Genomic DNA, 14,966 nt, shown 5'->3' with positions numbered 1-14,966 from the left:
CTGTGGGCCGCAACTAACAATCAGTAGGGGATGAAAGAAAACCCCCACTGATTGAAGTTTCACTTTATACAAAAGAATGAGCCATGGGTTTACCAGGCTCATTTATAAATCTAATATTGAATATTTCTACTAACCAATTTTAAAATGCTCAATAGACTTTCTTAATTCGTCTGTCAGCTCACGTAAATTCTCAGAAATTTTCTTGACTTCATGAACAGATTGTTTCTGTTCTTCAGTTATACTTGCAACCTCCTCAACACCTGCAGATGTTTGCTGAGAAATGGATACAACGCTATCAACTGAAGAAGAAATTGATTGGCTGCTTTCAGAAAGTGTTTCACTTGCATTGGCGATTTCATCGATATCATGAGCGAGACTCTCAATAAAGCGAAACATCTTAGAATAGCTTTTCGCGGTTTCGTTTGCCATTACTGCACCTTCAACAGCTGATTCTCTGCCAAGATCAATATTTTCCAAAGCTTTTGATGAATCCAGCTGTATTTCTGAAATAAGACTAGATATTTCATCAACAGATTGGCGGCTTTGCTCAGCCAGTTTCTTTACTTCCTGTGCTACTACCGCAAAACCTCTTCCTTGTTCCCCAGCTCGAGCCGCTTCGATAGAAGCATTTAAGGAGAGGAGGTTAGTTTGTTCAGATAAATCATGGATAAGTAAGGTAATATCATTTATCGTTTGCAGTTTACTATCAAGCTTTTTCATAATTGTCGCAGAATCCCTAGACTGACTGACAATCATATTCATTTTATTATTCATATTTTCCATCGCTGCCTGTCCTTCTGATGTAACAGATTTCGTCTCTCTTGCATGATCTACAATTTTACTGATTCGATCAGACATCGAACGGACAGCTAGATCATTGTTTTCTACATGCGTAGAGATATTTACCATATCAGAAGCAAGCTGCTCAGATCCACTCGCTACTTCATCCATGGCAGAACTAACTGTATTGGTTACATGTGTTGAAATATTTGCCTGTTCATTTAGAATCTTAGAATCATTTTCGACATTATGTATAAGCTGACTCATTTTATTGGCCATCGATCTTAAGCTATCAATCATATGATTGACAGAATGAAATAGATGACCGATCTCATCCTTTGACTTAATATCCATTTTCATAGACAAATCACCATTTGCTACAGATTTTAGAAAATCGGATAGCTTAATTATAGGCCCGATGAAATACTTAGCGAAAAAGAAACTGATTAAAATAGACATAGCGAGAAGGATCAGGACAATAATAATTTGAATAGATAATAGTTTTGAAAAGATGCCTTCAAGCTCCTTATCGGCAGTTGCTATTCGATTACTCATGTTTTGCGAAATCTGTTCGGAAAAGGATTTAATCTCATCTTGGGACAGAACTGAAAAAATTTGCCAGCCTGTTTCCTCATCTTTTTCACTAACATACGTCACTTCGTTAATATCTAAATAAATGTTGCCGTTGCTTTTTTCTTTAAATATCGGCAGAGAAGAGATATTTTGATTTTTTGCAACAAGATCATGTTCTTTATAGGCTAAGAGGGCACCTTCTTTATCGGTTAAAATCACATATCCAGTATTTCCAACCTTCGTATTTGCAATAGATGCAGTTAATTTTTCGAGTGATAAATCTGCACCAAGAACACCATACAATCGGTCATTTAAGTAAAGAGGCATACTGACAGTTACCATATATGTATCTGTGCCGGCATCAAGATAAGCATCGGTAATAAAGTAGTCATTTTTCCCACTTTCCTTTAAAGGTGCATACCACGGCCTAGCTGTCGGATTATAATCATCAGGGAGATTATAGTCGCTTGGATAAATGAAAAATTCCTTGTTTTCAGTACCTAAGTACATATTAGAAATAAGATCATTCTGCTTTGCTATTTTTTCAAATAAAATGACCAATTCCTCTGGACTATCTGAATAAACTTCATTAAAACTAGCGATCGTTGCTAAATCACTCTTTGCACGTGAAATGATTTGATTTATAGATGCTTTAACATTTTTCGTTTCGTGATAGGTCAAAGTACCTGCGTAATGTTCAGCAAAACCACTTACATCCCTTTGAGCGTCCGTTGAAAGGCCATTTGTTAACTTCCGGCCATTTTCGGAAAATAGATTCACAGAAATATAGGTAAAACCAGTACTAATGGCAATGATAAGTATCATTGTAGATAGTACACCAAAAATGAGTTTTGTTTTTAGTGACATGAAATCCCCCCTAAGCTCTACTAACTGTATTATATATGATAGGGAGGAAGACCTAATCCGAAAATTTGAAAGTTGTATTACATTTTCTAATAATTCAAGTTTTCTAAAGACTGCCGATCATATGTTGCTGAATTTCTAAGTATTTCTCTTGTGCATTTTTTAAACCGAAATCTTCTGCTTCGATTAGTGGGAGGATTCGATAGTTTCTAAGATTTTGTTTTGAGACATAGGTTGGGAAAAAATTAGGGTTGTCGAGTGTAATGGAGACGCCATTTTCATTCACCTTTTTTGTAATATTAATGGTCACCATCCCGCCAATATCCTTGTAATCCCAATTTTGTCCGGAAAGAAAGTTACCTAATGAGTATACAATTAGTGCTTTTCTTCCATCTTGTGCTGTTAGCCATTCCATCGGCTGTAATACGTGAGGGTGATGACCAAATAAAATATCTGTTCCTTCATTAATTAAATATTGTCCTAATTCTTTTTGTTCAGCAGTGGGGAAACGCTGATACTCATTTCCCCAGTGCAGGCTCATAACAACGACATCTGCTTCTTGTTTGGCACGGTGTATTTCTTCTTTCATTGCTTCTTTATCTATTAAATTAACGAGGAAATCCTTACCCTTAGGAATGGGTATCCCATTTGTCCCATAAGTATAGGACAGATAGGCAACCTTAATTCCATTTTTATTGAGGATGATTAGTGATTTCTGGTCCTCTGGGCTTTTATATGTGCCAACATGAGGAAGTCCGATTTTATCCATATAGTCAATGGAAGCCAATAGCCCTTTTTCTCCTTTGTCAAGTGAGTGATTATTTGCTGTTGAGACTATATCTACACCTGCTTGCAGTAATGCATCTCCGACTTCCTGGGGACTGTTAAAAAGAGGGTAGCTAGAAATGCCGAATTCTTCTCCTCCTAATATTGTTTCCTGATTGGCGAGAAGGATATCTGGTTCCTGAAGAATAGGTATAATAGGCTGAAACATTGGGGTGAAATCATAACCACTTTGCGTTTTGGCATCATTATAAACCCAATCATGAATTAGAATATCACCAATTGCTCCAAGAGTTACTGTTTCAATTATTTGCTTATGGCTAACAGATGCTTGTTTTGCTGCATGTACTTGAACTGTTAATGGAAAAGCTTTACTATTTTCGTTTTCATTATACATTTTAAGAATCAGAGCAGTTGATAAAATAATTAGTGCTAAACAAAAAACAATAGAGGAAATAATCGATAATTTCTTTTTCATAAAAGTCTCCTTATTGCCATATTAAATCTACTATAATACAAAAATAGGAATTTTTCGACAATATTTTAAACTTGAGTTAGAATACTCGTAAGAAAGAAAGGAAATACGATATACTAAGGAAGTAGAGGTGATAACATGATAAAATTGACAGCAAGTGCAGTAAATATTATGGAGAATGCCATTAAGCAGGAACAGAAGGATGAAACGGAGAAGTTGTATATCCGTTTATCAATGGGAATTGGCTGAGGCGGCCCCCAATTAAAGCTGTCTCTGGAAGAGCGGCCATTGAGTGAGGACAAAGAGTTTACAGTGGAAGGGATTCACCTATTAATTCATCAAAAGGATTTAGTCTATTTTGAACATACAAAGCTGGATTTTGTAAAAGATGTTTTTGGAACGGGCAGATTTCAATTATTAAAAGTGTGAAAAAGCGGCAGCCATTAGGCTCCGCTTTTCTGATTATAAAGAGGCAATTTTATTTGTATATTAGTGCCTTTTCCAGCTAAGCTGCTAATATGAAAGCTTCCATTATGAGCTTCAATAATTTTTTTGCATATGGAGAGCCCGATTCCTGTGCCGGATTCCTTTGTCGTATAAAACGGTGTAAAAATATGTTCGAGTATTTCAGCTGTCATCCCACAGCCATTGTCTTCAATGATGATGTAGGCTTGGGATGTCTCTTTTTTTAAAGAGAGAGTGATTTTTTTACAATTTTCATTGCCTTTTATCATAATCGCTTCGATTGCATTTTTTATTATATTTGTTAACACTTGTTTCAATTGCTTATCATTCGCAAGGATAATGAGAGTTTCATAGGAAAGCTGAACTTCCATTTTTATATTGTTTATTATTTTTTCACCTTCGTATTGCCTAGTTACATCCTTTAATAACTGATTTAATGAAACCGCCTTCTTTTGGTTAACTTGAGGTTTCGATAAATTCAAAAGGTCAAAGATCAGTTCGTTCGCCCGGTTGATCTCATCTAACGCAATATCGGCATAATGCTCTATACCCATTTCGAATAAATAAGGTTTTATAAGTTGGATATATCCCTTTACTGTTGTTAAAGGATTTCTAATTTCATGAGCGATCACTGCCGCTAGATTGCTTACATTTGACAGATTATCGGTAATGTTCGGGACCTGATGAATTTCTGGATTTGAAAGCTCACTATTTTCTTGTAAGTTTTGAAAATTGGATTGGACAGAAACCAAGATTTATCACCTCTAAAATTGTTTTCTATCTAATCTATGACGAAAAAAAGCGGGATATGTATTATTTTGTATCATTTATTGAGAAATGAAAGTTGAGTCCTTATAAAGAAAAAAACAGCAGAATTAGATTTCTGCTGTTTAATAACTTTTCATTTGTTAAAGCCATTTTATTTTCGGTTCCGATTTGTTCATAATTCGTTTAATATTGGCACGATGTCGATAAATGACAAAGAAAGCCAGTAGTGATACGACAATTATGAGAGGCGGATCCCATATGACGCAGGCATAAATGACAGCTGCAATAGCCGCAAGCATGGAAGCAAGTGAGACATACTTTGTTATGTATAAGCAAATAAAGAAAACCAATAACATGATGATAAACATTGGAGGGGCATAGCCTAATAAAATACCTCCAGAAGTTGCAACAGCTTTTCCACCTTTAAATCCTGCAAATATTGGATACATATGACCGATAACCGCAAAAATACCAGCGATTAACGGATGTATGTCACCATCGATAAATAAGAGAAGTAAAACAGCAGCCGTACCTTTTAATATATCTGCAATTGTTACAGCCATGCCCGCTTTAACTCCCAAAGTTCTGAAAGTGTTTGTTCCACCTAAGTTTCCGCTGCCATGCTGGCGAATATCGACCCCGTAAAACACCTTCCCGATAATTAAGCCGGATGGAATGGACCCTAGTAAATAAGCTAAAACAATAATGATTCCGTTTATTACCATAAAAAATTCTCCTTCAATAATATCTACGAGTAATTGTACCATGTTTTTAATTCATCACGCCATGTCAATAAAGAAAAATTACTATTTTTAAAGCCATGGTTGGACTTGGTGAATAAAGGAAGCCTAATTCCACTAAAATGCCTTCCCATTAGTTGAATTTTTCGTTACGATAGACCTAAGGGGGAAAGGGAATGGCTCGTATAGAATTTCATAAAAAGAAGCCTCTATCTATGAAATGGATAGCAGGTGGGCTTTTGTTTGCATGTTTCTTAATCATTTCAAGTATTATCTTACTTTTATACCCATTTGCATCAAAAGAAACTGAATCTTATTTCCATGGGGAAAACCCAATATTATATGAAGGTATACAATCTGGAAATGCCATAATTGAAGGAAATAGCGTATATTTGCCAATCTCTTTCATACAAGAAAATTTTGATGATGCTATCACTTTTGATGAAAAATCAAACTCCGTCATTATCACTACAAAAAATAAAGTTATTCAAATGCCTTCCGAATCGCTTACCTATTATGTTAACGAAGAACCTGTTCAATTACACTTTTCTGTGTTTAAAACTAAGGATCATGATATGTATCTGGCAATTGAACCATTACTCACTTATTATCCATTCGAGTACACGATTATGCCAGAAACAAATGCTATTTGGATAAAGAAAAATGATCAGGAAATCCTTCATGCTAAGGTGATCAATAAGGAAGTGAATGAAGAAAAGCTTCGTTTACGAACTGATGCCAGTCTAAAGGCACCTTATACAGGGCAAGTAGAGAATGGTGAGATGCTTTTTGTTGAAAGTGAGCAGGAAGATTACTATTTTGCTAGAAAAGAAAATGGTGTGGCAGGGTATATAAAAAAAGATTATATAACCACTGGGGAGACTGAAATAGTTACCATTAATCGTGCTCATGAAGAAGTGGTTGTACCTAAAATTGAGGGGCCAATCCAGCTTACTTGGGAGGCCGTTTATACGAAGAATCCAGACACAGCCCAAATGCCTATTATGTCAGGCGTCAATGTTATTTCACCTACATGGTTTGAATTAGCTGATCCGGAAGGGGGAATAAAAAACCTCGGTTCTCTTGAATTTGTCAATTGGGCACAAAATCAGGGCTATCAAGTTTGGGGGTTATTTTCCAATGCATTTGATCCGGCCTTAACACATGAGGCGTTCAAGAATTTTGAAACCAGACAGAAAATGATTCGCCAGCTTCTCCATTTTAGCCAAATATATCAGTTAAACGGCATAAATTTGGATATTGAAAATGTGAATCCTGAAGATGGTCCTCTTATTACTCAGTTCGTACGTGAAGCTGTTCCATATTTTCATGAAGCAGGTCTTGTAGTTTCCATGGATATTACTTTTATTTCCTCAAGCGGGAACTGGTCTGCTTTTTATGAGAGAGATAAGCTCGCCAATCTCGTTGATTATATGGTAGTCATGGCATATGACGAGCATTGGGGCACATCTCCAAAAGCGGGGAGTGTAGCTAGCTTGCCATGGGTTGAAGAAAATCTAAAAAGGCTGCTTGAAGTTGTACCAAACGACAGGCTAATTCTTGGTGTTCCGCTATATACAAGGTTGTGGGAGCAGAAAGACAATGGGGAAGTTTCTTCTAAAGCTCTATCAATGGCGAAAGTAAAGCAATGGCTGAAAGCAAATGAACTGACTCCTGTTTATGACGAAGCGAGCGGTCAAAACTATGCTGAAATATATTCGGAAAAGGAACAAACGACTTATAAAATCTGGCTTGAGGATGAGCTTTCCTTAAAGAAACGGGCTGATTTAGCGAGAAAATACAATTTAGCTGGGGTTGCCAGCTGGTCAAGATATTTTGCTGACGAATCAGCCTGGGCGGCTTTATCACTTGGTAATGAACAATTGACGAAAAAATAAAAAAAGGTGGTTTGCTATTTAATAGTGAACCACCTTTTTTTGTAAATTAATGTGATGAATCTATTCCAACCTCTATATGTTTAAAGGTTTTAACATCAAACAATCCGATATCTGTCAGCTTTAATTCGGGAATGACAGGCAGAGCCAGGAAAGAAAGGGTTACAAACGGATTAAATTCCATGGAACAGCCAATGGTCATTAAGGCTTTATTTAACTCATTGATTCTCTCATTAACTGTCTCGTAATTCAAATTTGACATGAGACCAGCTACAGGCAATGGAAGAGAAGCAAGAATGTCTCCGTTCTGGACAACAACTAAACCTCCGTTCATCTCTCTAGTTAAGTTAATAGCCTTGACAAGATCATGATCGTTTGTGCCCGCTGCCACGATATTATGTGAATCATGCGCAACAGTAGAAGCAATTGCACCATTAATAATTCCTAAGCCTTTGATGATTCCAAGACCGATGTTGCCTGTGTTTTTATGACGCTCAAGGACAGCTAATTTTAATTGGTCCTTTTCAATATTTGCTTGAAAAAGGCCATTTTCACTCACAACTTCCTCAATGATATGCTTTGTTACAATCATATTTGGTAATATCTCAATAATATTGGCCCGTCTGCTATCTTTAAGGCTGATTGTTAGATCCTCACTATTTATCTGATTCATATTTATACTGTTAATAATAGTAGGAGGGGGAGCAGCCTTTGACTTGATAGGGGAGATTACTTTCCCGTTTTTAGCAACAAGCTTTCCGCTTTTAAAAACCTGTTCAATCTCAATTGTTTCTAGATTATTTAAGACTAAGATATCAGCTTCATATCCTGGAGCAATTGCCCCTTTCGTCTTTAAGCCGAAGCATTCTGCTGCGTTTAAAGTTGCCATTTGAATAGCAAGTATTGGGTCAATACCTTCCCTAATAGCTACCTTAATATTAAAATCGATACTTCCTTCATCAATTAATTCATCCAAATGCTTATCATCGGTAACGAATAAACAACGGCGTGAATTATTTTCATTAACTGCCTGTAATAGTTCAACTAAATCTTTTGCGGCTGAACCTTCACGCAGCATAACATACATTCCTTTTCGAAGTCTTTCAAGAGCTTCATCCGCTGTTACGCATTCGTGATCTGTTCGTATCCCAGCAGCCATGTAAACATTAATACCATTTGCATCAAGTCCCGATGCATGGCCGTCAATGCATTTTCCTTTTATACTGGCACTCTCTAGTTTATTAAGCATTTCATCGCTATTTTGGAAGACAGAAGGGTAATCCATAACCTCGCCAAGCCCAATAACCCTTGGGTGTTCGTAATAAGGATTTAAATCTTCATCATTCAATGTTGCACCAGCATTTTCAAATGGAGTAGCAGGAACACAGGATGGCAGCATTAAAAAAACATCGAGCGGAATTTCTTCAGACGCCTGCAACATAAAATCAATACCAGCTGTTCCAGAAACATTGGCAATTTCATGCGGATCAGCCATAACGGTTGTAACCCCATGAGGCAGGACTACATTACAAAACTCTGGAGGGGTGACCATAGAAGATTCAATATGAACATGACCATCAATAAACCCAGGAACAATGTATTTTCCTGTTGCATCAATGGATTCAAATCCTTCAAATTTGCCAACCCCCGCAATATAGCCGTCAACAATGGCAATATCGTCTACAATAATTTCTCGTGTGAAAACGTTTAGAATCTTCCCATTCTTTATAACCAAATCTGCAGGTTTTCTTCTAGCTGCTACATCAATTCTTCGTTTCATGATTTCTTTTGTTAACTTCAATCAATACCCTTCTTTCACTTATTTATCGCTTTAGTGTCCACTCATTATAAAGTTTATAATAAAAGCTGCACTTACGATATACATTATCCAATGAATTTGCTTTCTTTTTCCCGTTAGAAGTTTTAAGAGTGTATATGAAATGAAACCAAATGCCAAGCCCTCTGCAATACTAAATGTAAGTGGCATTAAAACAATGGTTAAAAACACTGGAATGACATCTGTAAAATCATCAAAGCTAATATGCCTAATTTCACTAATCATTAATGCTCCAACAAGTATTAAGATTGGAGCAGTAGCAACAGAAGGGATGAAAACAATTAATGGTGCAAATATTAAAGCCAAAAAGAAGAGGACACCGGCTGTTAAAGCGGTTAAGCCTGTTCTGCCGCCTTCTGAAATTCCGGTTGCATTCTCCACATAGGCATTTAATGCAGTGCTTCCAAAAGCAGCACTTGCCATAGTCCCAATCGCATCAGCCTGAAGGGCACGGTCTAAATTTTCAATCTTACCGTTTTCATCAGTAAGACCTGCTTTCTTCGTTAATCCAATTAAGGTTGCTAGGTTATCGAATAATTCAACAATTGTGAATGAGAAAATAACAGAGAGGACCCCGTATCCAATAGCACCCATAATGTCCATAGCCAGGAAGGTTTCAGACATACTTGGAAGGTTTAAAGAAACGATATCACTAATGGATTTCGGAAAACTAATGAAGCCTACGATCATTGCGATAACACTTGTTGCTAATATACTAATGAGGAGGGCACCTTTTACACGTTTGGCCATTAATATGGCTGCAATAATGAATCCTAATAATGCTAATAGCGGGCCAAGACTTGTTACATCTCCTAAAGCGACAAACGTAGCCTCATTAGCAACAACGAGCTCTGCATTTTTTAAACCGATAAATGCAATAAATAAACCAATTCCAACGGCTATTGCTGATTTTAATACATCTGGGACACCATCAACGATTTTTTGCCGGACCCCTGTTACAGTCAAAATCAAAAACACAACCCCTGAAATAAATACGGCTCCAAGTGCTGTTTGCCATGTAAGTCCTTGACCGAGAACGACAGTATAGGCAAAAAAGGCATTTAAGCCCATGCCAGGAGCAACTGCAACTGGGTAATTTGCCCAGAGAGCCATCAGGATTGTACAGAAAACACTTGCATAAATGGTTGCGGCAAGTGCGGCTTCTTTCGGAATACCAGCATCAGCTAAAATGGCAGGGTTGACGAAAATAATATAACTCATCGTTAAAAATGAAGTAATACCGGCAAGAATTTCAGTTCTTACATTTGTTTTCCTTTCAGAGAGCTTGAACAGTTTTTCCAATAGGTTATTTCTAGTTGGTGGGAGGTTGGATCCTAAACCCTTTTCAATCATGGACATGAATGCTCACTCCTAACTTTTTAATAACCAAAAATGCTTTAAGAAAGTGCAACTCGGTTCATATTTTTCTCCATGATGATCAACTATATCGGTTCGATAAAAATATCCATAATGCCGCCGCAAATTCCGCCATCTTCATACAATAAACCTTTTGTAAGATCTACAACATATTTAGTTGGTCTGCTGCTATTAATTACTTCATAAGCTTTTTCAATGACTTCCGCCTCTCCACATCCACCTCCAATCGTACCTTCAATTTTTCCGCACGGGAAAATAATCATTTTACTACCCGCTTTTCTTGGTGTCGAACCCTTAGTTCTAATAACAGTTGCTAGAGCTGCTTTCTCACCCCCTTTCTGTAAATCAATTGTTCTTTGCAAAAGCTGTAATGGTTTCAATTTACTGCCCCCTCATGAAAACCCATTTTTGCATATTCCCGAATGCTGCTGCTTAAGGAGCTGCCTGATGTTCGATTTTTCACTTTTAATATTTCAGCCATAATACTAACTGCAATTTCAGAAGGGGTCTCCGCACCGATATCAAGCCCTACTGGGGTAAATAAATGATCAAAGCTTTCACCTGGAAAGTCCTGCAATAATTCGTTGAAAACACCAGAAATTCGCCTTCTGCTTCCAATCATTCCAATATAGGCAGCTTTATCTTTCCGCTTTAATAGCTCTTGTAAACTCAATACATCATATTTATGACCTCTAGTTATTAGAAGGATATACGTATGATCCGTTAATTTCACATTACGAAAATAGTCAATATACGATTGACAGCAAACCTCATCGGCATTGGGAAAGCGCTCCCAATTGGCAAATTCAATTCGATCATCAATGACAGTGACATAAAAACCAAGCATTTTTCCCATTTCCACGACTGGCTCACATACATGACCCGCACCAGCTACAATAAGGTGAATTGGAATAGGATAGTATTCAGCAAAACATTCAACGTTATCCCCGAATAAAAGGAATGAAATCAAACCCGATCTTTTTCTTCGAATTAGCTTTTCACAGCTTTCCAACATTTTATTTTGCAGAGCAGGGGAGAGGGGAGTTTCAGAGTAGATACCCCCACTTGGCCATAGTAATGCTTTTTGTCCTATCAAATAAGAATTTGAATGGTCAGTAATTGTAATGAAAAAGACATCCTGACGCTGTTTAAGTGATTCGGTTAATCGATTGTATAACTTTTGATTCATCATTATGATCACCTAGCAGAATGAGCCTTTTGTTTTTTTAGATCTTTTAAGGCATTAAAAATTCTTTCCGGTGTTGCAGGCAAATGATAGATCCTTGCCCCAGTAGCATCATAAATAGCTGACATGATAGCGGCAATAATTGGAATCATGACGACCTCTCCAATTCCTTTAGCGCCAAATGGTCCTGATTGTTCAGGGGCATCCTCTACAGGGATGGTTTCAATAATAGGTGTTTCTCTAATAGTTGGAATAATATAGTCAGTAAAGTTTTTTGTTTTATGATAGCCGTTTTCAATCACTATATCCTCATAAAGGGTGTAGCCAATACCCATTACAGCACCGCCTTCAGCTTGACCTTCAAGTCCTTGCGGGTTAATAACTTTCCCTGCATCAGGAATAGATACTACGTGAAGAACGTCTGTTTCCCCGGTCAATGTATCAACCTCAACCATAACAACATGGGTTAAATACCCGTACAGGTGATGGGGGGCTCCGCCAGATCCTTTAATTTCAGTCTTTTCTTTTGGGAGAATAAAATGTCCTTCAATTCTTGTATTCCGATGCTGTTCATGCAGGTAATTATATATTTGTTGATAGGTTAGGCTTTCTCCATTGGCTGTAAGGCAGTTTTGTTTAATTTCAATACTTGTTAGGGGTAGATTAAGTATCTGAGCTGCCGTTTCGGTTAACAGCTCTACCATTTTTGGCGCTGCTGTTGCAACTGCTCTCCCTCCTGTATACGTGGAGCGGGAAGCGGTTACCGTACCGCCATCAAGTGTTTGAAGGGTGTCACCCTGGACGACTTTAATTAAGTGAATATCACAATTTAATAATTCGGCTGCCACTTGTGCATAGGCGGTGCTATTTCCTCCGCCAATTTCTTCACAGCCAACTGCCACTAAAAACTTGCCATCCGGAAGGAGTTCGATGGAAGCTGCACCATAGTCAGGCAATCCAATTCCCATCCCAATTCCGTGAAAGGATGTGGCAAGCGAAACACCTCGCTTTTTCCATGGTTCACTTACTTCTTTTTTATATTTCTCACGGTTTTTCCAGAGGTCACAATTTTCTGCGGCTTCAAGCGTTTTATACGTGCCAACGCTTGATTGGACGATATGGCCTAAACTAGACATTTCGCCTTGGTGATAAACATTTTTCTTTCGAATTTCAATCGGATCTATCCCTAGTTTTTCAGCTATCATGTCCATATGAGTTTCAATTCCCATGCAAACCTGATTAACTCCAAAACCCCTAAAGGCACCTGCAATGCCATTATTTGTGTACACACAGAACCCTTCAAGGTTTACGTTCGGAATTTTGTAAGGTCCGCATGAATGTTCAATGGCTAGAGCTATAACAGCTCCGCCTAATGATGCATAAGCCCCCGTGTCAGCTACTGCTCTTACTTCATTGGCAATTAAAGTACCGTCCTTTTTTGCTGCTGTTTTCATTTGTACCTTAAATGGATGCCTTTTAATCCCGGCGATCACAGATTCTTCTCGGCTTAAATGGATCTTTACAGGACGCCCATTTGTATACATGGCAAGAAGGGCTAGGTATATTTGCACAGTAATTTCATCCTTGCCTCCAAAGGCACCGCCTATAGGGCTGGAAATTACTCGAATCCTTTCTGGGTTATATGCAATGGCCCGTGCAATTTGCGCCCGGTCACGGTGGGCATATTGTCCAGGACAGCGAATGGTAATATAGCCTTCCTCATCCATTACACCCCATCCGCCTTCTGTTTCGATAAAAGCGTGCATTTGTCGAGGGGAGTAGAATGTATTCTCGACAATAATATCTGCTTCCTCAAATGCTTTTTCAGTATCGCCATTTTTGATGATGACATGGCTATGAATATTTCCATCCGGATGCAATTTAGGGGATGAAGGGGTCATCGCTTTTTCAGCATCTATCACAAACTCAAGCGGTTCATAATCAACTTCAATTAATGCCAACGCTTGTTCAGCAATCTCTTCAGTTTCTGCTGCGACTAAAGCTACTGCATCACCCGTGCAGCGAACGATATCAGAACATAGAACAGGCTGGTCCGGGATAACGATTCCAAACCCATTAAATCCAGGGATATCCTTATGTGTTAAGACACAAACGACACCAGGAAGCTGTTCAGCTTTTTCAATTTGAATAGACTTTATTCTTGCATGAGGATATTTGGCGCGCAAAACCTTTCCCCAAACCATATTGTCAAAATGGTAATCTGTCATGTATTTTAATTCACCTGTTACTTTCTCAGGTCCATCGATTCTTCTTACTCTTTTTCCGATCCAATTTAATTCCCAGCTATTGCTTTGTTCATTTGTATGTTTCATTTATTCTCCCACCTCCTGATGAGTCGATAAAGTCCTCGCTCTAAAAGGGCACTTGCCATATCACGGCGGTACTCCGCTGTTGCTCTTACATCCGTAATTGGCATAACCTCTTTCCAGGCTATTTTTGCAATGTTTTGTATTAATTCATCTGTCAATGGAGTTAGCGTCATAATCGATTCACATTTTTTTGCACGAATAATCGTTGGGGCTACGGAACCGAAGGCAATTTTGCCTTTTAAAACTTGACGGCCTTCTCCCATTAATAATGAAATAGCAACATTTACAATTGATATTGACTGTGCTTTTCTCGGTCCAAGCTTTTGGAATATCCCTATTTCATTTTCATCCTGGGGCTGAATAATGATTTTTGTAATCATTTCATTTTCCTTTAGGACGGTTCTGCCTGGTCCGATAAAAAACTCATTAATAGGAACGAGTCGTTTATTTGTTAACGAGCTTAGCTCCAATATTGTATTTAACACATACAGTGCTGGAATTGTATCTCCAGCAGGGGAGGCAGTGCCAATATTTCCACCGATTGTTCCAATATTTTGCATCTGAATCGCTCCAACTTCTCTAGATGCTTCTACAAGCACATCTGCTTTTTCTTGAAGCAAAGGGGAGTGGACGATATCTGTATGGGTTGTTAACGGTCCAATGTGAATTTCTCCATTTTTTTCATGGATGAATCTCAGTTCCTTTAAACCATTAATATTAACCCATGTTTCTGGACGCCATTTTCCATCCTTCATACGGACAACAGCGTCCGTTCCTCCAGCTATAAGTCTTGAATTTTTGCCTTTATTAGAAATAATCGAAAGGCATTCCATTAATGTAGCTGGAGAAATTACGTCAATTTCTGAAACTAGCATTTAGAGACCTCCTTACAT

The 14,966-nt window shown here is 37.9% G+C and carries 12 protein-coding genes; 2 read left to right on the top strand and 10 right to left on the bottom strand.

The genetic code is table 11. The annotated features are described in order from the left end of the window. Positions 1-129: 129 nt before the first annotated feature. Positions 130-2,220: a methyl-accepting chemotaxis protein gene (locus V7127_RS16925; protein WP_335487971.1), complete on the bottom strand. Its 2,091-nt coding sequence runs from the start codon at positions 2,218-2,220 to the stop codon at positions 130-132. Between the two features lie 103 nt (positions 2,221-2,323). Continuing rightward, entirely contained in the window at positions 2,324-3,478 is a 1,155-nt protein-coding gene (locus V7127_RS16920) for a CapA family protein (protein WP_335487968.1), read from the bottom strand. 285 nt (positions 3,479-3,763) lie between these two features. Here V7127_RS16920 and V7127_RS16915 point away from each other — a divergent pair, with 285 nt between their 5' ends. Continuing rightward, on the top strand, positions 3,764-3,904 hold the full coding sequence (locus tag V7127_RS16915; protein WP_335355336.1) for a hypothetical protein: 141 nt from the start codon (positions 3,764-3,766) through the stop codon (positions 3,902-3,904). A gap of 14 nt (positions 3,905-3,918) precedes the next feature. Here V7127_RS16915 and V7127_RS16910 read toward each other — a convergent pair whose 3' ends face one another. Continuing rightward, complete coding sequence (locus tag V7127_RS16910; protein ID WP_335487965.1) at positions 3,919-4,692, bottom strand: sensor histidine kinase; 774 nt, start codon at positions 4,690-4,692, stop codon at positions 3,919-3,921. A gap of 156 nt (positions 4,693-4,848) precedes the next feature. Beyond that, a complete protein-coding gene (gene plsY / locus V7127_RS16905; protein WP_335355333.1) occupies positions 4,849-5,433 on the bottom strand; it encodes a glycerol-3-phosphate 1-O-acyltransferase PlsY in 585 nt (194 codons plus the stop codon). A gap of 191 nt (positions 5,434-5,624) precedes the next feature. Here plsY and V7127_RS16900 point away from each other — a divergent pair, with 191 nt between their 5' ends. After that, on the top strand, positions 5,625-7,346 hold the full coding sequence (locus V7127_RS16900; protein WP_335487961.1) for a glycosyl hydrolase family 18 protein: 1,722 nt from the start codon (positions 5,625-5,627) through the stop codon (positions 7,344-7,346). A 46-nt stretch (positions 7,347-7,392) separates the two neighbouring features. Here V7127_RS16900 and ade read toward each other — a convergent pair whose 3' ends face one another. The 6 genes from ade to V7127_RS16870 all read right to left on the bottom strand — a co-directional run bounded on the left by ade (position 7,393) and on the right by V7127_RS16870 (position 14,948). Next, positions 7,393-9,144 (bottom strand): adenine deaminase, encoded by a 1,752-nt coding sequence (ade, locus tag V7127_RS16895; RefSeq protein WP_335487958.1) that lies wholly within the window; start codon positions 9,142-9,144, stop codon positions 7,393-7,395. A gap of 30 nt (positions 9,145-9,174) precedes the next feature. After that, a complete protein-coding gene (locus V7127_RS16890; protein WP_335487955.1) occupies positions 9,175-10,539 on the bottom strand; it encodes an NCS2 family permease in 1,365 nt (454 codons plus the stop codon). 83 nt (positions 10,540-10,622) lie between these two features. Then, positions 10,623-10,937, bottom strand: a complete 315-nt coding sequence (locus V7127_RS16885; protein WP_335346946.1) for an XdhC family protein — start codon at positions 10,935-10,937, stop codon at positions 10,623-10,625. Then, positions 10,934-11,749, bottom strand: a complete 816-nt coding sequence (locus V7127_RS16880; protein WP_335487952.1) for an XdhC family protein — start codon at positions 11,747-11,749, stop codon at positions 10,934-10,936. The genes V7127_RS16885 and V7127_RS16880 overlap by 4 nt, the downstream gene beginning before the upstream one ends. Positions 11,750-11,754: 5 nt before the next feature. Then, positions 11,755-14,076, bottom strand: coding sequence for a xanthine dehydrogenase family protein molybdopterin-binding subunit (locus V7127_RS16875; protein ID WP_335487948.1), 2,322 nt, complete (start codon positions 14,074-14,076; stop codon positions 11,755-11,757). Further along, positions 14,073-14,948 carry an FAD binding domain-containing protein gene (locus V7127_RS16870; protein ID WP_335487945.1) on the bottom strand — a complete coding sequence of 292 codons (876 nt, stop codon included), beginning with the start codon at positions 14,946-14,948 and terminating at the stop codon, positions 14,073-14,075. The genes V7127_RS16875 and V7127_RS16870 overlap by 4 nt, the downstream gene beginning before the upstream one ends. Positions 14,949-14,966: the final 18 nt, after the last annotated feature.

The organism is Bacillus sp. JJ1773 (genome assembly GCF_036962035.1).
Classification (GTDB): domain Bacteria; phylum Bacillota; class Bacilli; order Bacillales; family Cytobacillaceae; genus Cytobacillus.
Note: the sequence above shows the minus strand (reverse complement) of the source record. Positions and strands in the feature narration are given on the sequence as shown.